Genomic DNA, 26,415 nt, shown 5'->3' with positions numbered 1-26,415 from the left:
AGCGTTTATTTTTCAGGATTAGTTTTCCACCATTGTTGGAAAATTTTAGGACTATCAAAATTAACGATTTCTCCCATAATAGGCGTAATCAGCGGAATATGATATTTTTCATTTAAACGCGTAATTTCATTTAGCGGTTCATTCCATGTATGTTTTGCCAGTGCAAATTTTGAATTATGAACCGGAACAACACTTTTAGCATTTAAATCTTTTGCTGCTTGAAGAGTTTCTTCTGGAAGCATGTGGATATAATGCCACGCTTTGTTGTATTGTCCGTTTTCCATAATGGCAACATCGATTGGGCCAAATTTCTTTCCGATTTCGGCAAAATGCGTATCGTAACCGCCGTCGCCGCTGTAGAAAACTTTCATTTTTGGAGAACTAATTAAATACGATGCCCATAAAGATTGGTTTTGTGTGAATCCGCGACCTGATTTATGTCTTGCCGGAAGCGTATGAATCGTAAAATCTTTTCCAACTGTGATGGAATCGTTCCAGTCTTCTTCTATAATTTTATTTTTAGGATATCCCCAGCGTTCAAAATGTGCGCCAACGCCTAAACCACAAATTACAGTTTTAACTTTATCTTTTAACGCCAAAACAGTTTCATAATCAAGATGATCGTAATGATCGTGAGAAATCAGCAGGTAATCAATTTCGGGTAAATCCTGAACATGATACGAATTTGTTCCTGCAAAAACGGTCACACTATTTGGAATTGGCGATGCATTATCACTAAAAACGGGATCGATTAAAATTTTCTTTCCATCAATTTGTAAAAGAGTAGAAGAATGCCCAAACCAAACCAACAAATTCTGATCTGCGGGCAAATGTTTTAAATCTCTTTTTACCGACGGAATTTTGCCTGTAGGTTCAGTTGGAACTTTTTTATCAAAAAGCTGTTTTCGTATTACACCCCAAAAAGTATAACCGGGCGCAAATGTTGGCGTGTAAGTGTTATTTTGAAATTCACCATTTTTATAATGTGATGATTTTTCAATTCGAGCCATACTTTCGTCTGAAGGTAAACTTCCAAATGTTGCTTTTTGCATGTATAACCATGTACTGAAACCAAGAATTATTATCAGGATTACGAGAACAATCAGCATTCGTTTGATGATTTTAATGATTCGTTTTTTCATTTTAGTTCGTGGCTTTTTTAATATCGATTGCTTCGAGTATTTTTTTAGAGAATCCGAATCGTGCTGTCGAAATCATGGCGCGGCCAATTTCTCTGGTTTCGCAGCCCGTATAAAATAATCCCATAATTGGGTACAAAAATTTGATGTATTTATTAAATCCTTTTAAATGAATTTGCGTTGGATCCGGTTTCATTAATCCCGGGCGGAAATTATATTGCGCTTTAAAAGACATTTTTTGCAAAGCATTTTCGGTTTTTCCTTTTACACGCGCCCACATTACTTTTCCGGTTTCAGAACTGTCTGTATGCGATCCCGAAATAAAATTGAAAACAAGATTCGGATTTTGGTTGAGTACAACTTCTGCAAAATGAATTGTTGTATCGTAAGTAATATACGTGTATTGGGCTTCATCAAGTCCTACGCTGCTAATTCCGGCGCAATAAAAACACGCATCATAACCAGAAAGCTTGGTATCATCGCTTTTTAGCGAAAGAAAATCAGGAACAAGATATTCCGTTAATTTTGGATGCAATTTTCCGCTTGGTTTTCTTCCCACATATAATACAGCTTCTATTTGTTTGTTCTCAAGACATTCTATTAAAACGCCTTCGCCAACCATTCCGGTGGCACCGGTTATAATTACTTTCATCTTTTATATTTTAAGAGATTTCCATTTTATTAAACTAATTACTGTGGCGGTTATCGCTTCTTCATTACTTCGGGGTTTCCAGCCTAATATTGTTTTTGCTTTTTCGTTGCTCGCATTTCGGTTAATTCCAACCAAAGGTAAAATCGCTTTTGCCTGATCGTTAAATAATGCGGTTATACGTATTATAAAGGTAGGCAAAGATTTTGTTGATGCCTTTTCGGTTACATACGGCATTTTTTCTTTCAGCAGTTTTACTATTTCTATTAAAGACATTGTGCCGCCGGATAATGCTAAAAATCGCTGTCCTTTTGCTTCGGGGCTTTCCATTGCCAAAATGTGTAATTCGGCAACATCTCTTACATCGACAATTCCTAATCTGATATCTGGAATTGCTTTCATCGAACCGTCGAGTAATTTTTTAAGCAGTTCAAAACCACTTGATAAATCCGGACTTAAGGAAGGTCCAAAAATTCCCATTGGGTTTATTACAGAAAGTTCTAATGTTCCGCCTTCGTTTTTCATAAAATCCCAAGCCGCTTGCTCTGCCAAAACTTTAGATTTATTATAAGTCGAAAGTCCTTTTTCGTTAGAATTTGTCCAGCTTTCTTCGGTAATAAGCGAATTTTTATCTTTATGACTGTAGCCCACAGCGCCAAAGTTGGACGTCATTACAACACGTTTTACACCTGCATCTCTTGCGGCTTTTAGTACACGCAAAGTACCGTCAACTGCGGGGCGAATCATTTCGTCTTCGTTTTTTGGTAATCTTAAAAATATAGGCGAAGCGATGTGCAAAACATAATCGCAGTCTATCATGGCTTCTGCCCAGTTAGTATCGCTGGTTAAATCAGCTTCAATAAATTCTAAATCACTAAAATCTGTAATGCCGCCATTTTCGAGCATTTCAAAAATCTTTTCTTTGCTTTTTAACGATCGAACAGTTGTTCTCACTTTGTAACCGCGGTTGAGTAATTGCAAAATACTGTGTATGGCAACAAAACCTGTTCCGCCGGTAACTAATACTTTTTGATTTGATTGTATCATCGATTGTATTTTTATAGGGCAAATTTCAGGAGAATGCAAAGAAGTTATTTTGTTGAAAAGTCCAAAGTTATTTTGTTGAGAGGTTCAGAAAGCTGAAAACGAAACAAATGGGCTTTTGTGAAAAAATCTTATATTCGCTTGAACTTACAAAGAGAAACCAATGTCTAAAGAAATAATTTTATTTAAAAACTTACACGAAACCTATAAAAGTATGGGACTTCCTGTAAATGAAATTATTGACAATGATGGTTTGACAATCAATAATCTGAAAGATCTGCATCCGGTACTGCCTTTTAAATCGATTGGATACAGACCGAGTTATTTTTCTTTTTTGTTTGTAAAAGATGCCAAAGGAAAATATACGACAGATGATGTTTCTTTTATTACAGAACCAGGAACGGTATATTTTACAAATCCGGGACATTTCAAATCTTTTGAATGGGATGAGATTACTGATGTTTATTTGATAACGGTTACAGAAAGCTTTTTAAAAGAAAATGTTCATGCGGATATCTTTAAGGAATTTCCTTTTTTATTGTCGGAAACAGTTTATCCAAGAAACCTGAATGAAACCGATTTTAAGGAGTTTGAAACAATTTATCTTCAAATGGAAAAAGAATTTGCTTCTACATCTTCCATAAAAAATAAAGTAATTGGCAGTTTTTTGGTCATTTTACTTTTGAAGATAAAAGAAGCTTTTTGGAACAATTATAACCCCATTTACGAAGGAAATAAAAGTTCTCAAATTGTAAAAAACTTCAAGAAAAACCTCGAACAGCATTTTAGAGAATTACTGGACGGAAAAACAGATAAACAGTTTCGGGTAAAAGATTATGCTTTGGCACAAAATCTGCACGAAAATTACCTCAACAATGTTATTAAAAGTAAAACCGGAAAATCAGTAAGTAATTGGATTTCGGAAAAACTGATTGCAGAAGCAAAATCGCTTTTAAAAAATTCTACACTTTCAATTAAAGAGGTCGCTTATAAATTGGGTTTTATAGAAACGTCACATTTTAGTAATTACTTCAAAAAAAACACTAAAACCTCGCCTGAGGAATATAGAAAGTCGGCAGATTTATAGTATGCTTTGAAATTTGCATTTCAATCTGTAATCTTCGCAACAACCACCTTCCAGTCTATTTGCAATTTTGTACTGTCGATAATGACATAACAAAATTTATAAATAATCATGGAAAATTTAAAAGACAAAGTAGTTTTAATTACAGGTTCATCAAGAGGAATTGGAGCTGCAATTGCATTAAAAGTATCTCAGGCAGGAGCAAAAGTTATTATTAATTATGCGGGAGGTAAAGAACCTGCCGAAAAACTGGCTCAGGAAATTAATTTTAACGGAGGTCAGGCTTTAGCCATTAAAGCTGACGTAAGTAATTCAGCAGAAGTTAAAAATCTTTTTGACGAAAGTATTGCTCATTTTGGAAAAATCGATGTGTTGATTAACAACGCTGGTATTATGATTACCAAATTAATCAAAGATACTACCGATGAAGATTTTGACCGTCACTTCAATATCAATGTAAAAGGAACTTTTAATACAATGCGTGAAGCAGCTTCAAAACTGGCCGATAACGGAAGTATTATCAACTTTTCGACTTCTGTAAATCGTATTATGCTTCCGGGTTACGCGACTTATGTAGCCACAAAATCTGCTGTGGAGCAATTGACAAGAGTTTTTTCTAAAGAAATTGGTTCAAGAGGAATTAATGTAAACTCAGTTTCGCCCGGACCAACAAACACAGAATTATTTACAAACGGAAAATCGGAAGAAGTGATCGCAAGATTAGCGTCATTGTCAGCTTTCAACAGAATTGGTGAAACAAACGATATTGCAAATGTTGTGGTATTCCTTGCTTCTGACGATGCTAAATGGATCAATGCGCAGAATATTGGTGTTAACGGCGGAATGGCTTAATCTTAAAATTAAAATTATGAAAACATACATAAACGCTATAATATTAGGATTGTTTGGCGCTGCTGCGGTTACGGTTTCCTTTATGCTGCAATGGCCAACGTGGACAATGTTTCTGGCCTGGTAAGTTATTATTTATTCGGAAAATCGATTAAAACTTCTATTCCGGTCTTCGTACAAATAATCTTCGGAATCTTGATGGGAGTTGCAATAATGGTATCGGCGAAATTTTTTGAAAGCTTTATTGGAGTTGCAGGTTTTCAACTTGCTGTATTTTTATTCATCGGTTCATTGGCTTTTTTATCCAAAATAGAAGGTTTAAACAGTATTCCGGCTTGGTTTATCGGTTTGATCATCATATTCGGAGTACATCCGGAACTTGAGTTTGTGGCTATTATCAGCTTGCTGATTCCAGTAATTGCAGGATTTACATTTGCCTGGCTCAATGATTCTTCAATTCAAATCGTATCAAAATCATTCAACAATTAAAATTTAAAAATCATGAAAATATTAAATACTAAAGTCGCAGTAATTACAGGTTCTGCAAGAGGTTTAGGAAAAGCTATTGCAGAAAGATATGCATCATTGGGTGCGAATATTGTAATCAATTATTCAAAAGACAAAGCTTCTGCAGATGAAGTAGTATCAAACATTACAGCAATGGGCGTAAAAGTAATCGCTGTTCAGGCCGACGTAAGTGTAGTTGCCGATATCGAAAGATTATTTGAGGAAGCCATTAAAGCTTTTGGAAAAATAGATATTGTTGTTGCTAATGCCGGAATCGAAATGGTAGAAACTCCGGTTGCTGAATTTACAGAATCTCAGTTTGATAAATTATTTTCTATCAATACAAAAGGGGCTTATTTCACGATGCAGCAAGCGGCGAAAAAAGTAGAAAACAACGGAAGGATAATTTATATCGCTTCGAGTACAACGGCTTTTCCAATTCCGGGAATGGCGATTTATGGCGGAAGTAAAACTACGCCAAGATATATGGTTGATGTTTTGTCTAAAGAAATTGGACATAAAGGAATTACGGTAAATACGATTATTCCGTTTGCGGTAGATCATTCTGGAATTTTTGCAGATGAAAACAGTTATCCTGAATTGAGAAAATCATTAATCGACAGCTGTCCAATGGGAAGATTGGCAGAAGTGGAAGATGTAGCTAATATTGCTGAATTTTTTGCAAGTGATTTATCTTCTTTCGTAAATGGTCAGCATTTGCTTGTAAACGGCGGGGCAAATCAATAATAAACTTTGATTGAGGAATTTTCAAAGTGTTTTAAAAAAGTCAGGTTTTTTGTTTATCAAAACCTGACTTTTTTATTTTAATTCTAATTACAGTCTTAAATTCAAAAATCTATTCTATTTTAGGAACAAATTTGGTAGAAATAAAACGAGTATAAAATTCTTACATTCGCCAAATCAAAATTCAAACTATGGAGTACTTTATACTTTTTATCTTATTTGTCTGTGTTATCGTTTTATTTAATAGTCTTTCTAAAGTAAAAGAAGAAAACGAACATCTGGATTCTCTTTATAGAAAAAGCAGAGAAGATTACAATTCTTTAAAAAATGAAATTAGTGAAATAAAAAAACAGATTACCCAATTTGGTTTTACTGCTGATTTACCGCAAAAAATTGAAATTGAAGAAATTCCTGCACCAGTAGTTGAAATTTTACCTCCAATTATTCCGGAACCTGTTAGTGGTTTTGAGGATGTTCTTCAAGATGAAAAAAATAGGATTAGTGAAGAAGCTTTAGAGAAAATTGCTTTAAGCTTTGATTCACAAGGAATTCCTGTTCGCGATACCAACAAAATTGTTGAAGAAAAAGAAACTCCTGCGCCGATAGAAAATATTGAAACGCTGTCAATTCCTGAATTTGAAATTCAACCGGAACCTCAGCATAAGGAAGAAGAAGTGTATGTAGAAAGTGCTTTTTCAATTTTCATAAAAAAACTAGAACAGCAGTTTGCCGAAAACTGGACAGGAATTTTAGGAACTGCCATAATGGTTTTAGGAATTGGTTATTTAAGCATTTATACGGCTTTGAAAGTTTCGCCAATGTTTAGGGTTTTAATTCTTTGGCTATATTCCGGAGTTTTAGTGGGTTCTTATTTCTTTTTAAAGAAAAAAGAAAAATGGTTTAAAACGGGACTTTGGCTTCGCAGTGCCGGAGCAAGTTTGTTTTTGTTTGGATGTTTTGGCGCTTCGCAAATTCCCGCGCTTACTTTTATAGAAAGTATTCCGCTTGCTTATTCACTCATAGGAGTTGGGATTGCCATAAATTTATATGTAGGGTATATCATAAAACAACAAACCTTTTTATCGCTTCATGTCATTTTAAGTATTTTGGTTTTATGCGTTATTCCAGAAAAACTTTTGATTACATTTTTGCTGGCAGCTTTAACCGCAACGGCAGGAATTATTTTATCGTATAAAGAAAAATGGGAATATCATTTATTGATCGTTATTTCGGCTTTTATAATATTTGATATTTGGTTTACACAAGGAGCACATAGTCTCAGTCCGTCACAAAATATATTTGCCATATTGGGTATTATTTTGGTTTCTGTAAGCTGTATGTACATGCAATACAGAAGTATTTATGCCAATACACGTTTCGACCGAATTGCTTTTATAACACATCTTACCAACTGGATTTTATTTGCTCTAGGTTTAATTTTACATTCAACCGGAAGTAAAATCAAAATATTTGTTTTGTTTGCTGCGGGAATTCTTTGCCTTTTTGCTGCTCTTTTTGCCCGAAAGAAAAAGATTTTCTGGCTGTATCATTTAGACGGAATGGTTTCATTTTTACTTTTCACATTAAGTATTATTATGCTTAACGACTGGAAAGTTGGTTTTGATGTTATTGCCTGCGCATTGTACTTTTTGGTTATTACTTGTTTATTTATTGTTTACAAAAGCAGGGAAACTTTACTGCATAAAATATTTTTAGGAATCAATCACATTTTAGGTTTAATCATTTTTGGGTTCTTTATTGTGCAGGTTAATGCGCCTTTTGAGCAAACGAATAATACCAGTACTTTTGTGTCGTTGATTGTTATGACTTTAATTACATTAATTATTCCTGTTTTTTGCTCGGTAAAAAAAGAGTTCTTAGAAATCGATTCTTTAATTGTTAAGAAAGATTTGAGCTTAAACGGAATTTTCTCTGTGCTGTTTTCGACATTGTTTTTTGTAAGCTGGCATCATACAATCGAAATTTCGTTTTATTATCCTCTTGTATTCCTTGCTTTATTGTGGTGTTTTTTACGATTCAAATTCAAAACCAATACTTTTGATTTAGGACGATTCCTATTTTTAAACACAACTATAATTGCAGGTTTAGTATTAATTTTCCAAAACCCTAAATCTAATTTAGATTTGGTTTTTGCTTTAGGAATTATTGCTGTGATAACCTTTAACTGGTTTGTAAAATTATTTTATGCAAATGAGCATACTATAAAAACCATCGGAATTATTGGTGTAAATGCTTTGTTGGTTTTATTTGCTTATAAATATTTAGCCGGTTACACTATTATTCAGGTTTTTGGATTATTTGCTGCTGCGCTGCTAAATCACGAATTTCTTTGGATTCAGTTTAAACGAAAAACACTTTCTAATGATAATCAAGTGTTGTTGTATCTTTTTTGCCTTGCTTTTTCAATATTCGGAAGTGCCTTGTTTTTATACAATACCCAGTTTTTAAGTTATACCGAAATTGGTTTAACTGCCATTGGGCTTTCTGTTATCGAAGTTTACATTTTGTTTGCAGATAAAATCAGAAATAAATCGAATGAAGAAATTTCAGACTGGAAAAACTTCGGCACACTCAATTCTGAATTCATTCTTTTTAATGCATTGGTTTTTGGATTCTCTTGTATTCAAATAGATTATATTCCGGTTTATTTAGGAAGTTTAGCGTTGGTCACTTTTTGGATTTTCCAAAAAACCGAAAAAGTGAAACGCTATAATATCTATTCTTTTGTACTGTTGATAGGCTGCGTACTTTTAAGTATTTATTTAGCTGTTTTTGATGCAGATAAAGCGTTGAATAAAAATATACTTTATATCACACAAATGATAAGTGTTTTAATATCTGCCGTTTATAGTTATCTGCAGATGAAGAGCCAGAAAGAACAAGGAAAAATGTTTATTGCAATTTTACCTTTAATTCAAAATTTATGGATAATTGCTTTATTATTTATTCAGGTAGAAATAGTCTATCTGCCTTTACTGTTTATGTTTTTGGCAATCCTTAATTTTGGTTTGATTTTGTACAAAAAAATAGAATTAGCTTCAGAGTCGATATTAGTTATTGGGCTTTTATCTATTTTAACTTCTGTGTATTACAGCATCAAAGTACTCAATAATTTTACTTTGCAGGATTGGGTTTTACAACTTTCGGCGATAGTATTATTGATTGTTTTAGTTTTCCTGAAGAAGAAAAAAGAGTTCATTAAATCCTTGCAGCTAGATTATCAAATAGCTATAAATATCTGGCTTTCTATTATTATGTTTTCACAGCTGGAACACAAATGGCTTCCTGTATTTTGGGCGGCGACAGCTATTGTGAATTTATTGCTTTATTATAAAAAAATAGGGAACAAAAAAGAAATCAGCATTGTTTACTATTTGCTGGCTAACTTTCATTTAGCTTTTGTAAGTTTCAATTATTTCGAAGCTAAATTTGAATTTGTTTATCTGATCATATTTGCTTTGCTTGCCTTGTATATTTTCATCATTTACAAATACATCGAAGACTTCAAACTAAGAAATAGTATTATTATTTATCCGGCTACTTTTAGCATCGGATTGTTTTTATTTCTTTCGTTTGATAAAGGAATCTTGACCTTCTTCTGGATTTTAGAATCTTTAGGATTGCTGATACTCGGAATTATTCTAAAAGAAAAATACTTCCGTTACGTTTCACTTTCCTTAGTTGGTGTTTGCGTGATTCGATTGATGTTTTTCGATTTATCAAATGCCGATTTCCTAATAAGAGCATTAGTTTTACTGGGAGTTGGAGTAGTACTTTTAGTAATGAATACTTTATTTAAAAAATACAAAGAACGATTTGATTAAAAATAATCCTAAAAAAGAAGCCCTTAAATAGAAATATTTAAGGGCTTCTTTTTTATAGTGAACTTATTTATTCTTCGTTTTCTAAATTATCAACAGCCGAAATCTGATCCAGAATATTAGTTTGATTTGGGGAAATGTAATTTTTATTTTCCGGAGGAGTTTCTTTCTTAAACAGAAGATCTAATGCATGGTATAGTTTCAATAAAACATCTTTGTCTTCTTTTGCAATATCTAAGGCAGTATTAAAATTAAAAACATAATTATTCGAATTGCGTACTTCTACTTTTATCGTTTTTGATGTAATTTTAAATTTAACTATGTCCATATTATTTCTAAGTTGCTTAATGAAATTGCAAAGTTATTGTAATTAATTGTATAAATAAAAATATGGATAATTTAAAATAACAAGTTGAGGTTCTGTTTTGCAGAAATAAAAAATCCCGATTTTCATTTTGAAGTGAAAATCGGGATTTTTTTAAGAAGTAACAATTTATTTTTTCACAAACTTAAAGTTTTGAACTTTATTATCTGCCGATGAAACTTTTACCACATAAACACCTTTAGCAAGATTGTTTACCGGAATTTCAGAACTAATCATATCTTCAGCAACAAGAGATGTTTTCGATACTTCTTTACCTGATATATCGTACACAGAAATAACAGCAGGTCCGCTAATCGTATGATCAAATTTTATCCTGAAAGTTGTTGAAGCCGGATTAGGGAAAATATAGTTTGTGGCAGCAATTCCCCAGTTAAAGTCAGGAGTGCTCAAAATTGGACCATCATAGAGAGCATACAAAGCAGCATCAGCCTGAGGAAGCTGCGCACTTAATGTACCTTGTGCCGTGCTTACTGTCCCGGAATATAGTTCTTTAACGTTGTAAGTTCCAGAACCCAAACCAATTCGGCTTAAACTAATATTATTGGTTGTTGCAGCATTACTGTAATTAAATACGGCAACGTAAGTAACATTATTATGTGTAGCATAAAAAACAGTTGCCGCACTGTTTCCTGTATTACCATCAGACGGAATAAAGCGCATATCGTTTCGGGCTGCATCCATAACATCATCATTTTGTAAAAGATTCTGTCCTGTAGCTTTCCAAGTACCGGCAACAGAGAAATCGTCACCGCTTGTAATTGCTCCTGTTACAACACTGCTTAATAATCTTGCACGATTTTGTCCAATAGAAACATTGCCAAACACAACATTATCAGCATCCAGATAATCATAAATCTGGTTTTGCCACCAGCCATAAGTAGTACTGTTTAAAGTATAATCAGTATCGCTAATACTGCTGTATGCGTCACAAGCAATACGACGTATATGCGCAAATGGGCCAGTTGCCAAATTAGGAGAAATAGCAGCCTCAACCAGCATTGTTCCGTTAATTTCATCCACTAAATATTTCATACCTTCCTGATACGCTTCCATACCCGTGTGAATCTGATAATTTGTAAAACTGTCGGCTTCAATACTTGCGTGAGTCAAAAAGTCAATTTTAACCATTTCAAATCCAGCCGCTTTAAAACGATTAACAAAATATTTTATTCTGGCTTTCGTTCCCGGACTTGTAGGGTCCATCGCATAAGCGCCATCCAGTTCAAGCGGACTTCCGTTAACCATTGTCCAGCATTGATTATAACTATAAGAACTTCCTTCAACCTGACGGTTGTATTTACCCCAATCAACAAAAGGAGCCCAATAAATTCCCGCTTTAAATCCTTTGCTTTTTGCATATGTAACAAATTGTGCAAGTTGTGCATCACTCATATTATCCCAATAGGAATCAAGATCTATAAATAAAGTATTGTCTTGCGTTTTATATGCCGGACAGTCATCATGAAAATAATCTACTACAGCCTTAACTTTAGTTAAATTGATATTAGTCTGCATGGCACCCCAGCTATTCCAGCCCATAGGTTTTGGAGCTGTCCAGTCAAAAATATATTTTGGCTGCAATGCTGCATTTGCCTGTGCAAATTCTTCAAAACCTGTTCTCCAGTCGTCACCTGCATTTAGCATTACTTTAGGCGAAGGACAGCTTGTTTGACCTACATTTACCCAGCCGTGACCACGTTTATCTCTAGTAATTTCCTGCTTTGTCCATCCTGCAATAACCGAAACATAAGCAGATGATGCACCTCCGCCACTTACCGTAATACCTGTTTTCCATTTTGTATGTTCAAGAGAACCAATAACCAAACCTTTACGATTCGTATTATTGTAGATATTCGTAACCTCAGATGCAGTAAAATCTGCCGAGTTTAAAGTGTAAGCATTATAGCGAATCCATGCATCATTGTCATAAGGAACAAATACAGCTCTTGTATCGCCCGTACCAAAATTTGGCGTTACCTGATAACTTGTTAAAGGAGACATTCTATAGCAATTCGATCCGTTTCCGGTAAGTACAACTTGTACCGCCACATATTCTTTATTGGTATACGTATAAAATATTTGCTGCATGCCCAAAGTATAATTCCCGCTTAAAGTAAAAATATGCTTTGTTCCGCTTCCAATATTATCTGTAAATGGTGCCGATGAATAAACAGCTGTAGCAAAATTACCGCTCAAATACTGCTGATCACTATTTGCGTAAGCAGATGCATTCGTAATTACCGTAGCTCCATTAAATTTTACACTATACGTTTTAGTAGCTAAATTGTAAACAATACTATTGTTTGTACCAAAAGCAATAGTTTGAAGACTCGAAGAACTAAGCGGTGTCAAAACAAACTTATCTAAATTAGGAGCCCATGAAATTGTATTATCCCAAAGCAGCGTTGTGGTTCCGCTGTTTAGGTATACACTTAAGTTTTTAGACGCAGCAGTACTCCATCCACCGCTTGGGTCACACGGAATAGATATCGTTGTCGCCGAACCAGCGGTTAAACGAATGGTACGCGGATCTCCGGTACAATAAAATAATTGAAGATTGTACCAGCCCGCAGCCGAAACCGTCACGTTTGTCGATACACTGCTGTTGCCTCCCAAATTGCCGACAATTTTGCCGGAACAGGAATCGCAGTTTTGTATGTCAGCGCTATTAGTACGTGTACCATTTTCGAACTCATAAGTCTGAGCTGAAGTATATAACGCTATAAAGAGCATTGCAGTGGTAAACAATGCCTTAATTAATAATCTTTGTTTTGTAATTTTTTCTTGCATAATAATTTTGGTTTAGACAGTTAGAATGCAGTACTATACTATACTGTGCTACAATGATAAGAAAAAATAATAATATAATGTTAAAAATTTGAGGGATTTTATTTTTGAAGCTGCCAGAATTATGTTTTTCGTTTTTAAATAATCTTTAAAATAATGATGGATAAATTGAATAATCAATTAGGCAAAAAATGAAAAAGAAACATTAAAGTTGGATTATTTTGAGCAAAGACAAGACTAATATTATAGATATTAATTGTCTTGTTTTTTGAAATTATTTGAAAAAATTGTAAAATTTACAATTATTCAGGAAATAAAAATTTCGTTTGACTGCGTTAGCTACAAATTGAATACATTAGTAGCTATATGCTTTATTTTTAAGGAGAAAACAAGATTTAAAGACTAGTTTTTTAATCGTATAAATTATTTTTTAATGCCTTTTGAATGGAAGATTTAATGAAATATTTTTTGAAGTGCTTGCGAAATAAATTTTAATTTGTATCATTGTAGTATAGAATAGTATAATAACCAAAAATAACCATTTAATGAAACCCAATTTTTTTCTATTCAAAAAAATGTTTTTGTCCATTTTGTTTGTGGCATTTTTCTTTAATTCGGCATTAGCCCAAAAAAGCATTAAAATGACTTTTGGGAAAAACGGAATCATAACTTATGATGCAAAACAAAAAACAATTGCAGTAAGCCAATCTGGAAAAACCATTTTTTCAGATGCGAAAGCTTCAGTTATTGTGAATGGTAAAACAATTTCGGTTAGTGATTATTCAGAAGCTGTTTTATCAAAAGAAATTTTGAATGATAATTTAGGAAAAGGAACAAAATATACGCTTACTTATACAGATAAAAACAATCCAACCCTAATCCAAAACTTCTATACTTATAACAATCAGTCATACTTTATAACTCAAATAGAAATTTTAGGCGCAGGACAGCAAATCGCAACCAATTATATTTCGCCGTTAGATTTAGGGAAAATTACTTTTGATAAAATAGAGAATTTACAAACCGTTTTTGTTCCTTACGATAATGATGCTTTTATCAGCTACAATTCAAAAAAACTAGATACGATTTCGCATAATACAAGTGCCGAAGTTGGAATTTTATTCAATAATACTTCCAGAAATGGTTTTATAATAGGTTCACTGGAACATACCGTTTGGAAAAGTGCTGTAAAAACAATCAATAAAAAACCGACAGTTTTATTTTCTGCATGGGCAGGATATTCTGAAAAAGAAGTTACGCGCGACAGTATCGGTCATGGTCTGGTAAAAGGCAATAAAGTTTTGTCTCCAAAATTTTTCGTGGGTTATTATTCAGATTGGCGAAATGGTATGGAAGATTATGCCAAAACCAATCGCATTGTAGAAAAGCCGTATGTATTTGAATGGGACAAACCAACTCCCGTAGGATGGAACAGCTGGGGCGTTTTGATGGAGAAAATTAATTTTGATAATACGACTAAGGTTGCAGACTTTTTTGCAAAAGAAATTCCGCAATTTAGAGTAGGAAATACGGCTTATATCGATTTGGATTCTTTTTGGGACAATATGGTAAAAGGCGGTTTTACGGGAGATTTCAGCAAACTAAAAGAATTCGCAGATTATTGTAAAAGCAAAGGTTTAGAACCGGGAGCCTATTGGGCGCCTTTTACAGATTGGGGATGGAAAGATGGACCAAATCGTAAAGCTGAAGGAAATGCTTATACTTTTGGAGAAATGTGGACGAAAACCGGAAACACGTATTTTGATTTTGACGGTGCCAGAGCGATTGACCCAACACATCCGGGAACGCTAAAACGTGTTGATTATGTCATTAATAAACTAAAAGCGTGCGGTTTTAAAATGATCAAAATTGACTTTTTAGGTCACGCTGCCGCAGAATCTACTTCGTTTTACGATAAAAATGTTACAACAGGAATGCAGGCTTACAAAGTGGGAATGGAACATTTAGTAAATGCATTAGACGGACAAATGCTTATTTATGCTGCTATTTCCCCAAACATGGCAACATCTCGTTACGCCCACGTCCGTCGTATTGCATGCGATGCCTGGAAAACAATCGAACATACTCAATATACACTAAATAGTGTAAATTATGGCTGGTGGCAGACTTATTCGTATGATTATATTGATGCAGATCATGTAGTTTTTGCAGATGTTACAGAAGGAGAAAACCACGCCAGATTAATCTCGGCAGTTATTACAGGAACTTTAATTACCGGAGACGATTATAGTAGAGACGGAATTTGGAGCGTACGCGCAAAAGAATGGCTTCAGAATAAAGAACTGCTTAAAATTGTTTCTCACGGTGTGGCTTTCCGTCCGGTTGAAGGAAATACAGGAAAACATACTACAGAAGTTTTCGAACAAAAAATAGGGAAAGATTGGTATATAGCCGTTTTAAATTATGGTAGTACACCTAAAAATTATTCACTTCCGCTGGAAAGATTGGGTATAAAAAATGGAAATTATCAACTGAAGAATCTTTTTACAAATCAAAATATTAATGTAAAAAATAATATAAATGTAAGTCTTGGTTCTAAAGATGCTCATTTGTACAAAATCATAAATCGTTAATGGAATGTATATGAAAAGACATTTTTTTAAGAAAACCATTTTAGTTGTATCGTTGCTGATACTGTCGTCAAACGCTGTGAAAGCTGCGGTAACACTGCCTTCCTTTTTTACAGATAATATGGTATTGCAGCAAAAAAGCACAGTTCCGTTTTGGGGAGAAAGCAACAAGCAATCCGTATCAGTTACAACTTCCTGGGATAAAAAAACATATAAAACCAATATCGTAAACGGCAAATGGAATGTGGTTTTAAAAACGCCTGTTTACGGCGGACCTTATTCTATTGCTATAAATGACGGAGATGTAAAAACGCTTCAAAATATTTTAATTGGTGAAGTCTGGCTGTGTTCCGGACAAAGCAATATGGAAATGCCGCTTGAAGGATGGGGAAAAATCGATAATTATAAAGAAGAAATACAAAACGCTGATTATCCGCAAATACGATTATTACAAGCCGAGCATATTGAAAGTACTTTACCGCTAAATACATTAAAAGTACAGCACGACGGGTGGAATGTGTGCAGTCCAAAAACTATAGCTGATTTTAGTGCGACAGCTTATTTTTTTGCCAGAAAAATTTATAAAGAAAAAAAGATTCCGATAGGATTAATTCATTCTTCGTGGGGAGGAACGCTTATAGAGGCGTGGACAAGCTCTGGAGCGTTAAGCACAATTCATGATTTTGATACTGAAATCGAAGCGATGAAATCTGAAACGAACAGAGAAGCTTTACAGCAGAAATATAATGCTGATTTAGCTGTTTGGGAAAAACATGTAGCAAATGCAGACAAAGGAATGCAGCAGGAAAAAGCAATTTGGTCAGCAGAAAATCTTGATGATTCATCTTGGAAAACCATGAAACTGCCTTCTTTTTTTGACAGCAACGGATTAGCCAGTTTTGATGGAATAATCTGGTTTAGAAAAAAGTTTATTATCTCTGATAATACTAAAGATTTCAGCCTGAGTTATTATGCAGATGATGATGATATACTTTGGATTAATGGAAATTATGTTGGCGAAACTAAAGGTTATAATGTAGAGCGTCATTATACAATTCCAGCTAAGTTTCTTAAAAAAGGAGAAAACACCATCACAATTCGAGTTTTTGACGGAGCAGGAAACGGAGGAGTTTACGCCGATGAAAAAATCACTTTAAAATCTGAAAATGAAACTCTTTCATTAGCCGGAGACTGGAAATATAATATTGGTGCAGACAGTAAAGATTTACCTGCAAAACCATATTTGGCTCAAGGTCAAAACAGACCAAGTGCGATTTATAATGCGATGATTGCGCCTTTGTTAGATTATAAAATAAAAGGGATAATCTGGTATCAGGGAGAAAGCAATGCAGAAAGAGCTTTTCAATATCAAAAATTATTACCGCTGTTGATAAACGACTGGAGAGCTAAATTTAAAGATAAAAACCTTCCGTTTTTGTATGTTCAGTTAGCTAATTATAAGCAGCAAAAACAACAGCCGGATAATTCAGATTGGGCAGAGTTAAGAGAAGCACAATTTATGGCTTTGAAGCTGCCAAATACCGGAATGGCTGTAACAACTGATATTGGAAACGGAGAAGACATTCATCCAAAAAACAAACAAGATGTAGGCGGACGTTTGGCAAATATTGCTTTGGCAAAAGTTTACAATACTAAAATTGAGTATTCGGGGCCGCTTTATAAATCGTATACCGTTAAAGCAAATGTGGTTACGATTGATTTTGATTTTAATGAAAATATAAAAGCGAAAGACAATTTTCTAAAAGGATTTTCAATAGCTGGAGCAGACCAAAAATTTCATTGGGCAGAAGCCAAAATAGTCAATGGAAAAGTAGAAGTATATGCGCAGGAAGTTCCGAATCCGGTTTCGGTGCGATACAATTGGGCAGACAATCCAAACGGAAATTTAACCAATGCTTCGGGATTGCCGGCATCCTCTTTTAGAACCGATAACTGGGCAGGAATTACACAAAAAAAGAAATAAGAAAATAACACATAATAAAATGAAAAAACAATTTACAACTTTAAGGCAGTCTTTTGCGATAGCATTTTTTATTCTCTCGAGTTATTGTTCAATAACTGCACAACAGATTATTACGGTAAAAACAAAAAGCAACGCATTGGTTTTACAAGTAACTCCGGGGAAAGAAGTAAACACTATTTACTTAGGAGAAAGACTGGCAAACGATTCAGAATACACAAAAATACAAGCTCAGTTTCGTCAGGGAACGGATTACTCTGGTATTTATAATGCGGCTTATACGGCATCGGGATCTAAAAATTTATTAGAACCTGCTATTACCGTAACGCACGCTGACGGAAATACTTCGCTTGATTTGTTATATGTAAGTCATCAAACAAACAAAATTAGTACAGGAGTTTTTCAAACTGATATTACGCTAAAAGATCCTGTTTATCCGGTTGAGGTGCATTTGTTTATTCAGTCTTATTTTGATAATGATGTAATTGAGCAGTGGACAACCATTCAACATAACGAAAAAGCAAGTATTACTTTAAATAAATATGCTTCGGCTAATTTATATCTTAAAGGATATAACAACTTTTACCTGAACCAATATCACGGAGACTGGGCAAAAGAAATGCAGCCGGAAGAAACTAAATTAACGCACGGAATCAAAGTTTTAGATTCTAAATTAGGTTCTCGTGCTAATTTATTTCAGCCATCGGTATTTATGGTTTCTTTAGATAAACCGGCTTCAGAAGATGAAGGAAAAGTTTTGTTTGCAGGTTTAGAATGGTCAGGAAATTTTAGAACCGATTTAGAATTAGATCCTTTAAATAATCTTCGTGTTATTTCGGGAATTAATAATGCCGCGGCAGCTTATAAACTGGCAAAAAGCGAAGTGTTTACAACGCCTAAATTTTGGTATACTTTTTCATCAAAAGGAAAAGGAACTGCAAGCCGTAATTTACACGACTGGTCAAGAAGTCATAAAATCCTTGACGGAAAAGGAGATCGTTTAACTTTATTGAATAACTGGGAAGCGACTTATTTTAATTTTGACGAAGAAAAACTAAAAGTGCTTATCGCCGATAGTAAAAAACTGGGTGTTGATATGTTTTTGTTAGATGACGGATGGTTCGGTAATACTTATCCACGTAACAATGATGATGCGGCTTTAGGAGATTGGGACGTGAACAAAAAGAAATTACCAAACGGAATTGGAACTTTGGTAAAAACAGCCAAAGATAATCAGGTAAAATTCGGAATTTGGATTGAACCAGAAATGGTAAATCCGGCGAGTGATTTGTATAAAAAACATCCGGAATGGGTAATCAAACAACCGGGAAGAGCAGAACATTATTTCCGTAATCAATTGGTTTTAGATTTATCAAATCCAAAAGTTCAGGATTTTGTTTATGGAGTTGTTGATAATCTTTTTACTCAAAACCCGGAATTGGCTTATATCAAATGGGATTGTAATGCAGTGATTTATAATGCGTATTCAAGTAATTTAAAAGACAATCAGAATAATTTTTATACGGATTATGTAAACGGACTTTATAAAGTTTTAGAACGTATTCGTGTTAAATATCCAAAAGTGCCTATGATGCTTTGTTCTGGCGGCGGCGGAAGAGTAGATTACGGAGCCTTGAAATACTTTACTGAATTCTGGCCAAGTGACAATACAGATCCTTTAGAGCGTGTATACATGCAATGGGAATACTCGTATTTTTATCCGGCTCTTACTATTGCAGCACACGTTACAGACTGGGGAAAACAATCTATAAAATACCGTACAGACGTTGCCATGATGGGAAGGTTAGGTTTTGATATCGTAGTGAAAGACTTAAACGAAAAAGATTTAGCATTTACACAGCAAGCCATCAAAAACTACAATGCATTAAGCGGAACAATCTGGCAGGGAGATCAATATCGTCTGCAAAATCCGTGGGGTAATGATGCAGCATCGGTAGTGTTTGTGAATAAAAACGGAAACGAAGCAGTAATGTTTAGTTATTCGGTTAATTCAAGATATGAAGCCGGAACACATCTTCCGATAAAATTAAAAGGATTACAAGCAGGACAAAACTACAAAGTAGAAGAAATCAATGTGTATCCGGATAAAAAAGCTTCTGTAGAAACAGCAGTATATTCAGGAGATTTTTTAATGCAGGTTGGAATTAATCCAAATGTAACAGTATCAAATAACAGCGTTGTTTTAAAAATCACGAAGGCCTAAAATAAATTTCAAACATTAGTATATATTTGTACTATATATTTTCTAAATAAATACCTATTAAAACGTTTATGAAGCAAATTATTCAACAGATAAAAAACCTTGAATCAATTAATTCCCTATCCAAACACGAGCAGCTGGTTCAGGGAATAATTAATGCCATTGATGAAAAGGTAGTAACAAAAGGTGATCTGCTTCCATCTGTAAATACTTTTATAAGCGAACTGGGTTTTGCAAGAGAAACTATTGCCAAAGCTTATAAAGAACTTGTTCACAGAGGAATTATCGAATCAAAAAACCGACTTGGATATTTCGTTGCTACAAACGATGTAAAACAAGAATTAAAAGTGGCACTGCTGATATTTGCATTTGATATTTTTCAGGAAACGTTTTATGAAAATTTCAGAAAAGGCCTTGGAAAAAATGTACAATTGGATATCTTTTTCCATCACAATAATTTTGATACGTTTGAAAATATTATTCAAAGTATAAAAGGAAAATACGGAATGTTTGTGATCGCTCCAATTCCGAATAAAAAAACACCGGATGTTTTAAAACAGCTGCCAACCAACAGAGTATTGCTGGTGGATCGTTTTATAGAAACAGATGAAGATTACAATTATGTTGCACAAGAATTTGGAGATTCGTCTTACAACGCTTTTGTGCAGCTTAAAGATAAAATTAAAAAGTACGATGAACTTGTTTTCTTTTTCAAGCCCTCATCTGCAGAACCTAATGAAATTTTAAATTCATTTAAAAGGTTCATGAAGGATTATGATATTAAAGGAGTTATAAAAGAAGAATACACAGCAGGTTCTCTGGAAAAAGGAAAAGTGTATTTTACGATTCACAATCTCGAACTTTGGGAAATGCTGAAAGACTCTAAAATAAAAGGACTTAAAATTGGTGCCGACATTGGTTTTATTTCGCACAACGATGATATTGTAAAAGAAATCATTTTTGACGGTGTAACCACATTTTCTACAGATTTTGCTGAAATGGGAAAAAGAGCCGCTGATTTTGTGCTGAACAGAAAAAAGACACAAGTGATTATCCCGACAATTCTTATTGATAGAAATTCGTTGTAATTTATGAATGTTTTATCCATTGTTAGTTTTTTACTGATTACAGGTTTAGTTGCTGTTATTTCAGCCATAAAAACGCGAAAAAGAAAGGTACAAACCACAAGCGGACTTTTTTTTGCAGATCATAACAATAACTTTTTTATAGTTGGAGGCGCTTTATTGCTTAGCAATATAAGCGCCAACCAGTTTATAGGCGAGAACGAATCTATCTACACCAACAACATGAGCGTTATGGCTTGGGGTGTAAGTTCTGTACTTGCCATGCTGCTTGTTGCCGAGTTTTTTCTGCCCATTTATTTTCGTACCGGAGCCATGACAATTCCGGATTATCTGGGAAAACGGTATGACGATTCGACTAAAAGGCTCGTATCGATTATATTTTTATGCAGTTATATTGTCAATTTACTTCCTGCAGTATTATATGGCGGTGCCGTTGCCCTAACCGGAATGTTCAATTTCTTGTATCCTTTAGAATTAACCTATTGGCAGAATATCTGGGTTATGGTTTGGCTGATAGGACTGACTGGATGTGCTTATTCGGTTTTAGGCGGTTTGCGAGCCATATCGATTAGCGACACAGTTTTAAGTATTGGTTTATTGACTATTGGTATCGCGTTTCCTTACTTCGGATTTAAATTTTTAGGAAACGGAGACTGGTTTAAAGGACTTCATATTTTACTTTCACAGCATAAAGAACATTTAAATTCTATTGGAGGGACAAAGGATGAAATTCCGTTAAGCACTATTTTTACAGGAATGTTTATCATGAACTTGTATTACTGGGGAATGGAGCAGTTTATTGTACAGCAGGCGCTTTCGGCAAAAAGTTTATCACACAGCCAAAAAGGAATGGGACTTGCCTGCTTAGGAAAACTATTATGTCCTTTTATCATTAATATTCCCGGATTAGTTGGAGTTCATCTTTACCAAAATCTCGAAAATACAGCTGAGGTTTTCCCGCTTGTCGTAAAAGATACATTGCCCGGAGTTATGATTGGTTTAACGGCTGCAGTTGTTTTGGGAGCAGCAATAAGTACTTTTAATGCTGGACTTAACAGCAGTAGTACATTGTTTGTACTAAATCTTTATAAACCGTGGCTAGAGAAAAAAAATAAAGTAATAACGGAGAAACATTTGGTTTACACCGGACGTAAATTCGAAATCATTGTATCGGCTTTAGCCATGTTTTCGGCTCCGTTTATATTATTCAGTAAAGCTGGCTTTTATACTTATTTACAGCAGTTGAGTGGAATGTTCTGTCTGCCTATTTTCACCATTATTCTGATTGGTTTTGTTTTCAAGAAAGTACCGCCGCAGGCCGCAAAAATGGGAATGATGTTTTTTATTTTGGGTTATATTACTTTTAATTACGTACTCGATATTAAATTACATTACCTGCACATGCTCGCACTTTTATTTGTGCTTACTTCTGTATGCATGCTGCTGGTTTCTAAGTTTTATCCGAAATATAATTATGTTGAAATAAAATTAGAATCGATTGAATTATCGCCTTGGAAAAATCGCTATTGGTATTTTACCGCTTTAATTATCGGTATGGTAAGTATTTTTGTTTTGTTTTCGAAATGGGGAATAGCTTAGAGGAAAGGTTCAAAGGCTCAGAGGTTCAAAGGGACAAAGATTTTAATGTAGAGACGCACAGCAGTGCGTCTTGCGCAACGTAACCACAATATTTAATATACTTGACGTAGACGCACTGCTGTGCGCCTCTACGGATATACGTTGTGGATATAATTAATTATAAAATTGACAATTCAAACATTCCAATTTTTTGTATAGACGCACAGCAGTGCGTCTTTTTTTGTGTTCATAGAGACCTGACAGGTTTTAAAAACCTGTCAGGTCTACGTTGCGATAAAACAAAATGATATAAATACGCAAAGATTTTAACGTAGAGACGCACAGCAGTGCGTCTTGCACAACGTAACCACAATATTTGATATACTTGACGTAGACGCACTGCTGTGCGCCTCTACGGATATACGTTGTGGATATAATTAATTATAAAATTGACAATTCAAACATTCCAATTTTTTGTATAGACGCACAGCAGTGCGTCTTTTTTTATTCGTATTTGGATTAAAATACCTGAAAATTGTCCAAAATTATTTCTTTGATTTTGCAGGTAAATTATACCTGTTTTCTTTGTTTTAGATTACAACACTCTTCAGTTTTGTCTGAGATTTCTTTAAATTAATTATTCCTTTATTTTCTTTTTCCTTTTTAAAGCTTGGTATTTCTGTTAAAGCCGAAATAAATCATCAAAAAAAATATCAAATTCTTAAAACATAAATTTGGATGTAATGAAAATATTTGTATGTTTGTAATGTTGTAGTATAGTATAGTATAAGTCAATTCGTTTTCTCGTATTTTAATGCTCAATAAAAAGAATAAAACTAACTCACTAATTTATTAACTAAAAAACCAAATTATTATGAGAATTGCAATAAGATACTTATGCTTCTTAGTAGTTATGATGTGTGCCGGTACACTTTACTCCCAAACCATAACCGGTAAAGTTACAGACAATGAAAATTTACCATTGCCAGGCGCCACAATTCTGGTAAAAGGTACACCGAACTCTACAGTAACAGACATAGATGGCAGTTATAAATTGTCAAACGTAAAATCCGGCTCAACTTTAGAGTTCAAGTTTATAGGATTTAATCCGCAGACGGTTATTGCTAATAAATCTGAAATTAATGTCTCTTTAAGTCCAAGTCCACAGGAATTAAATGAGATAGTAGTAGTAGGAGCTTCAGTAAAAAGAGGAGATCTTACCGGAGCGGTAGGAAACGTAAAAGGAGAAAAACTGCTGGAAACACCAACAGCAAACGCAGTGCAGGCATTGCAAGGACGTGCAGCGGGTGTTTATGTACAGCAAAATACAACTCCGGGTTCAAGCGGTAGTATTAAAATTAGAGGAAACAACTCGATCCAATTTGGTACAAATCCAATATTTGTAGTCGATGGTCTTATCATTGACGGCGGTTTTGAATCGATAAACCCTAATGATATTGCGAATATTGATATCTTAAAAGATGCATCTTCTACAGCTATTTATGGTGCAAGAGGAGCAAATGGAGTTGTGGTAATTACAACTAAAAAAGGATCAAAAGGTGAAGGTAAAATAAACTTTGATACCTGGGTTGGAATGTCTGAGTTTAGCAAAACGCTTCCGTTAATGAACGGACAGCAATTGTTTGATCTTAGAGTTGATGCATTTGCAAATCAATATATGGATCAAAATCCAAATGCTGATCGTGCTGCTTACATCAACCAGATTAAATCAGACGGATCTACAGTATTTGCCCCATACGAATTAGAATCTTACAGAACAGGAAAAAGCTACAACTGGTTAGATGAAGTAGCAAGAACAGGAATGCAGACCAATTACAATCTTTCCTTTTCAGGAGGAGGAGATAAAGGTTCTTATTTTGTGAGTTTCAACTACGCAGATCAGGATGGACTTTTAGAAAAGTCTTCTTTCAAAAGATATAACGGAAAAATCAATTTGACGCAGGACGTTAAAAAATGGCTTCAAATAGGTACAAGTACTACTTTTTCACGCAGTGAAGCAAGTTATATCGAAGGAAGTGCTTTCGGAAATGCATTAGGCGCTAATCCACTATTGCCTATTGATCCAGATGCTACTTATTTGAAATATGGAGACGTATTGAACGCAGATGCTTACAATCCAATTAAAAGTTTAACGATTGATAATGTAAGTTCTAAAAACCGTTTAATGTCAAGTAATTATGTAAACATTAAACCTGCAGACGGATTAAACTTAAGAACTACTTTTTCTGTTGATATTACTGATCAGGCTAACTTTTCGTACCAGCCAATGGATACAGGACAATCTATTAGAAATTCTGCAAATGGAGATGCTAATCATTACAGATACAGTGAATTGAATTACCAATGGGATAACACCATTACTTATAATAAATCAATAGGAAAACACGATTTTAGTGCACTTGGAGCTTTTTCTATGCAGAAAAATTCAAACAATTACACACAAGTTGACGCAAGAGGTTTTTCATCAGATGACTTTACTTATATGTACTTAAATGGAGCGTCTCAAAAACAAGACTTTTCATTAGGTTCAGATTTTGTTACAACAACATTAATGTCTTACACAGGAAGATTAAATTACTCGTTTGATAAAAAATACTTCGCAACAGTTACAACACGTTTAGATGGTTCTTCTCGTTTTGGGCCTAATAATAAATGGGGAACTTTTCCATCTGTAGCTTTAGGCTGGGATATTTCCAAAGAGTTTTTAGAATCTGTAGAAAGTATTAAATTATTAAAACTTCGAGGCAGTTATGGTATTGCAGGAAACCAAAATATACCAAACTACGCTTACGTAAGTAAATATAGACCAGTTTATACAAATGGAAGTGTTGTTTATAAACCAAGCGATTATTTAGGAAATCCTGACTTACAATGGGAAAGACAAAAACAATTTGATTTTGGTTTAGACTTTGCAACTTCAGATAACAGATTCTCTATGACTGTGGATTATTTTGATATCAAAAATGACAACCTGTTAATGGTAAAAAGTGTAACTAGTTTAAGTGGGTTTACGACTGGAATAGACAACGTAGGTACGATGGTAAACAAAGGAGTTGAATTTAGTGCCAATTATAAAATCTTAAAAAATAATAATCTTAACTGGGATGTTTCAGGAAACATTTCATCTGCCAAAAATAAAATTACCAAGTTATACGGAGAAACTACAGCGATCTACAATACAGGAGGTTATACCGGAGTTGAAATTCAAAGAACAGGAAATTTATTCGTAGGTAAATCTGTTAATTCTATTTATGTATTTGAGTTTGATAAAATTGCTCAGGCATCAGATATGACGGAAATAAGCAAAATCAATTTTGGAGGAAGAACAGTTAAACCGGGAGATATTGTTCCTGTAGATAGAAACAAAGACGGAAAAATTGATGATAACGACCGTTATGTAGTTGGAAACACAGATCCGGATTTTTATGGAGGTTTTGCAACTGATTTCAGCTACAAAGGTTTTGGGTTAAATGCTGTTTTTGCTTACTCTATTGGAGGAAGAAGAATTAGTTCTGCTTATGAAAGTTTTATGAGTTCTGGCGGAATGAGTGCTGCTCATACTGATTTGTTAGATCGTTGGACACCAGAGCATACGGATACAGATGTACCAAGAGCTTACTATGGTGGAGGAAGATTTAACAGTTATGAGACATCATTGGCAATTCAAAATTCTTCGTTCTTACGTTTAAATGCACTGACGTTGTCATACAACTTTCCTAACTCAATTTTGGAGAAAGCATATCTTCAAAATCTAAGACTTTATGTTACCGGATCTAATTTATTTACGATCACAAAATACAAAGGTTACGATCCAGAAGGAGGAGATAGTTATCCTAACTCAAGAATGTTTGTTTTAGGTTTAAATGTTTCACTTTAAAAATAATTTTCGATAATAATTAAAAAAATAA

At 34.2% G+C, this 26,415-nt stretch carries 16 protein-coding genes; 11 read left to right on the top strand and 5 right to left on the bottom strand.

What is annotated here, in order from left to right; all coding sequences use genetic code 11:
- Positions 1–5: 5 nt before the first annotated feature.
- The 3 genes from NLJ00_RS00990 to NLJ00_RS00980 are packed head-to-tail and all read right to left on the bottom strand — an operon-like array spanning position 6 to position 2,835.
- A complete protein-coding gene (locus tag NLJ00_RS00990; RefSeq protein ID WP_256635955.1) occupies positions 6–1,142 on the bottom strand; it encodes an MBL fold metallo-hydrolase in 1,137 nt (378 codons plus the stop codon).
- Between the two features lies 1 nt (position 1,143).
- A complete protein-coding gene (locus NLJ00_RS00985) occupies positions 1,144–1,791 on the bottom strand; it encodes a Rossmann-fold NAD(P)-binding domain-containing protein (RefSeq protein WP_256635954.1) in 648 nt (215 codons plus the stop codon).
- Positions 1,792–1,794: 3 nt separating this feature from the next.
- The gene (locus tag NLJ00_RS00980) at positions 1,795–2,835 is read right to left on the bottom strand and encodes an SDR family oxidoreductase (RefSeq protein WP_256635953.1); all 1,041 of its coding nucleotides are present in this window, start codon (positions 2,833–2,835) and stop codon (positions 1,795–1,797) included.
- Positions 2,836–2,995: 160 nt separating this feature from the next.
- On the opposite strand from NLJ00_RS00980, the gene NLJ00_RS00975 reads away from it, so the two are divergent.
- The 5 genes from NLJ00_RS00975 to NLJ00_RS00955 all read left to right on the top strand — a co-directional run bounded on the left by NLJ00_RS00975 (position 2,996) and on the right by NLJ00_RS00955 (position 9,861).
- A complete protein-coding gene (locus NLJ00_RS00975) occupies positions 2,996–3,919 on the top strand; it encodes a helix-turn-helix domain-containing protein (RefSeq protein ID WP_256635952.1) in 924 nt (307 codons plus the stop codon).
- A 108-nt stretch (positions 3,920–4,027) separates the two neighbouring features.
- Positions 4,028–4,768, top strand: a complete 741-nt coding sequence (locus NLJ00_RS00970) for an SDR family oxidoreductase (protein WP_256635951.1) — start codon at positions 4,028–4,030, stop codon at positions 4,766–4,768.
- A 90-nt stretch (positions 4,769–4,858) separates the two neighbouring features.
- Positions 4,859–5,254: a DUF1097 domain-containing protein gene (locus NLJ00_RS00965; RefSeq protein ID WP_256635950.1), complete on the top strand. Its 396-nt coding sequence runs from the start codon at positions 4,859–4,861 to the stop codon at positions 5,252–5,254.
- Positions 5,255–5,266: 12 nt separating this feature from the next.
- A complete protein-coding gene (locus tag NLJ00_RS00960) occupies positions 5,267–6,019 on the top strand; it encodes an SDR family oxidoreductase (protein WP_256635949.1) in 753 nt (250 codons plus the stop codon).
- A 188-nt stretch (positions 6,020–6,207) separates the two neighbouring features.
- A complete protein-coding gene (locus tag NLJ00_RS00955; RefSeq protein WP_256635948.1) occupies positions 6,208–9,861 on the top strand; it encodes a DUF2339 domain-containing protein in 3,654 nt (1,217 codons plus the stop codon).
- Positions 9,862–9,928: 67 nt separating this feature from the next.
- On the opposite strand, the gene NLJ00_RS00950 is transcribed toward NLJ00_RS00955, so the two are convergent.
- Both NLJ00_RS00950 and NLJ00_RS00945 read right to left on the bottom strand, forming a co-directional pair.
- On the bottom strand, positions 9,929–10,186 hold the full coding sequence (locus NLJ00_RS00950; RefSeq protein WP_053474453.1) for a hypothetical protein: 258 nt from the start codon (positions 10,184–10,186) through the stop codon (positions 9,929–9,931).
- 165 nt (positions 10,187–10,351) lie between these two features.
- Positions 10,352–13,033, bottom strand: a complete 2,682-nt coding sequence (locus NLJ00_RS00945; RefSeq protein WP_256635947.1) for a T9SS type A sorting domain-containing protein — start codon at positions 13,031–13,033, stop codon at positions 10,352–10,354.
- A gap of 542 nt (positions 13,034–13,575) precedes the next feature.
- On the opposite strand from NLJ00_RS00945, the gene NLJ00_RS00940 reads away from it, so the two are divergent.
- From NLJ00_RS00940 to NLJ00_RS00915, 6 genes are all read left to right on the top strand, one after another.
- A complete protein-coding gene (locus NLJ00_RS00940; RefSeq protein WP_256635946.1) occupies positions 13,576–15,624 on the top strand; it encodes an alpha-amylase family protein in 2,049 nt (682 codons plus the stop codon).
- A 10-nt stretch (positions 15,625–15,634) separates the two neighbouring features.
- Complete coding sequence (locus NLJ00_RS00935; RefSeq protein ID WP_256635945.1) at positions 15,635–17,605, top strand: sialate O-acetylesterase; 1,971 nt, start codon at positions 15,635–15,637, stop codon at positions 17,603–17,605.
- 19 nt (positions 17,606–17,624) lie between these two features.
- Positions 17,625–19,826: an alpha-galactosidase gene (locus tag NLJ00_RS00930; protein ID WP_256635944.1), complete on the top strand. Its 2,202-nt coding sequence runs from the start codon at positions 17,625–17,627 to the stop codon at positions 19,824–19,826.
- Between the two features lie 68 nt (positions 19,827–19,894).
- Positions 19,895–20,911 (top strand): GntR family transcriptional regulator, encoded by a 1,017-nt coding sequence (locus NLJ00_RS00925; RefSeq protein ID WP_256635943.1) that lies wholly within the window; start codon positions 19,895–19,897, stop codon positions 20,909–20,911.
- Between the two features lie 3 nt (positions 20,912–20,914).
- Positions 20,915–22,507 carry a solute:sodium symporter family transporter gene (locus NLJ00_RS00920; protein ID WP_256635942.1) on the top strand — a complete coding sequence of 531 codons (1,593 nt, stop codon included), beginning with the start codon at positions 20,915–20,917 and terminating at the stop codon, positions 22,505–22,507.
- Between the two features lie 853 nt (positions 22,508–23,360).
- Entirely contained in the window at positions 23,361–26,384 is a 3,024-nt protein-coding gene (locus tag NLJ00_RS00915) for a SusC/RagA family TonB-linked outer membrane protein (RefSeq protein WP_256635941.1), read from the top strand.
- Positions 26,385–26,415: the final 31 nt, after the last annotated feature.

Origin of the sequence: Flavobacterium panici (assembly GCF_024499525.1) — a bacterium.
Classification (GTDB): domain Bacteria; phylum Bacteroidota; class Bacteroidia; order Flavobacteriales; family Flavobacteriaceae; genus Flavobacterium; species Flavobacterium panici.
The sequence above is the reverse complement of the archived record's forward strand: the minus strand, read 5'-3'. Positions and strand labels throughout refer to the sequence as shown.

What these genes read in the sequence shown, in the direction of transcription:
- NLJ00_RS00990 (WP_256635955.1), bottom strand. Translation starts at nt 1,142, where the DNA reads ATGAAAAAACGAATCATTAAAATCATCAAACGAATGCTGATTGTTCTC.
- NLJ00_RS00985 (WP_256635954.1), bottom strand. Translation starts at nt 1,791, where the DNA reads ATGAAAGTAATTATAACCGGTGCCACCGGAATGGTTGGCGAAGGCGTT.
- NLJ00_RS00980 (WP_256635953.1), bottom strand. Translation starts at nt 2,835, where the DNA reads ATGATACAATCAAATCAAAAAGTATTAGTTACCGGCGGAACAGGTTTT.
- NLJ00_RS00975 (WP_256635952.1), top strand. Translation starts at nt 2,996, where the DNA reads ATGTCTAAAGAAATAATTTTATTTAAAAACTTACACGAAACCTATAAA.
- NLJ00_RS00970 (WP_256635951.1), top strand. Translation starts at nt 4,028, where the DNA reads ATGGAAAATTTAAAAGACAAAGTAGTTTTAATTACAGGTTCATCAAGA.
- NLJ00_RS00965 (WP_256635950.1), top strand. Translation starts at nt 4,859, where the DNA reads ATGGCCAACGTGGACAATGTTTCTGGCCTGGTAAGTTATTATTTATTC.
- NLJ00_RS00960 (WP_256635949.1), top strand. Translation starts at nt 5,267, where the DNA reads ATGAAAATATTAAATACTAAAGTCGCAGTAATTACAGGTTCTGCAAGA.
- NLJ00_RS00955 (WP_256635948.1), top strand. Translation starts at nt 6,208, where the DNA reads ATGGAGTACTTTATACTTTTTATCTTATTTGTCTGTGTTATCGTTTTA.
- NLJ00_RS00950 (WP_053474453.1), bottom strand. Translation starts at nt 10,186, where the DNA reads ATGGACATAGTTAAATTTAAAATTACATCAAAAACGATAAAAGTAGAA.
- NLJ00_RS00945 (WP_256635947.1), bottom strand. Translation starts at nt 13,033, where the DNA reads ATGCAAGAAAAAATTACAAAACAAAGATTATTAATTAAGGCATTGTTT.
- NLJ00_RS00940 (WP_256635946.1), top strand. Translation starts at nt 13,576, where the DNA reads ATGAAACCCAATTTTTTTCTATTCAAAAAAATGTTTTTGTCCATTTTG.
- NLJ00_RS00935 (WP_256635945.1), top strand. Translation starts at nt 15,635, where the DNA reads ATGAAAAGACATTTTTTTAAGAAAACCATTTTAGTTGTATCGTTGCTG.
- NLJ00_RS00930 (WP_256635944.1), top strand. Translation starts at nt 17,625, where the DNA reads ATGAAAAAACAATTTACAACTTTAAGGCAGTCTTTTGCGATAGCATTT.
- NLJ00_RS00925 (WP_256635943.1), top strand. Translation starts at nt 19,895, where the DNA reads ATGAAGCAAATTATTCAACAGATAAAAAACCTTGAATCAATTAATTCC.
- NLJ00_RS00920 (WP_256635942.1), top strand. Translation starts at nt 20,915, where the DNA reads ATGAATGTTTTATCCATTGTTAGTTTTTTACTGATTACAGGTTTAGTT.
- NLJ00_RS00915 (WP_256635941.1), top strand. Translation starts at nt 23,361, where the DNA reads ATGAGAATTGCAATAAGATACTTATGCTTCTTAGTAGTTATGATGTGT.